Below are 576 nucleotides of genomic sequence, written 5' to 3'. Positions count from 1 at the left end.
CAATCCTAATTCTAATCTAGATTTTCTTAATCTTTCTCCAAAAGTATTATCAGTAAGTTTTTTTTCGATAAAATCACTACAATCAACACTGACTGATTTGSCATCAAATTCAGTATTATCAAGACTTACASCATTTTTATCAAAGGTTGCACTTTGTAAGATAGAGCTTCTGAAATGTCATGAGTTACGAGAATTGCAGATTTACCTTCGTTTTTAATTATTCTATAAACATCATCACTAACTAATATCCTTGTCTGATAATCAAGAGCAGAGAATGGTTCATCAAGAAGTAATATATCAGGGTTTACTGCAAGTGTTCTWATAAGTGCTACCCTTTGTCTCATACCTCCGGATAATTCTTTAGGATACATATTTCTAAATTCCCATAAGTCATAAGTTTTTAGGAGTCTTTCAACTCTTTTCATTGCTTCATCGGTTTTTTTCTTTTGAATTTCAAGTCCAATAGTTATATTGTCCATTATGTTTCTCCATTCTAGTAAGTTATCTTTTTGAAACATATATCCAATTTTACCATTTAGAATWACTTCRCCACTAGTAGGTTTTAAAAGGTTAGTT

Annotated in this window: 1 protein-coding gene; it reads right to left on the bottom strand. The window is 30.1% G+C overall.

Features of this window, described 5'->3' with window-relative positions; genetic code table 11:
* Positions 1-125: 125 nt before the first annotated feature.
* Positions 126-576 (bottom strand): ATP-binding cassette domain-containing protein (locus G3997_RS05620; protein WP_296644185.1); only part of this gene is annotated, 451 nt, incomplete at its 5' end.

Source organism: Romboutsia sp. 13368 (assembly GCF_018336475.1).
GTDB lineage: Bacteria > Bacillota > Clostridia > Peptostreptococcales > Peptostreptococcaceae > Romboutsia.
This window is presented reverse-complemented; position numbering and strand designations above follow the sequence as displayed.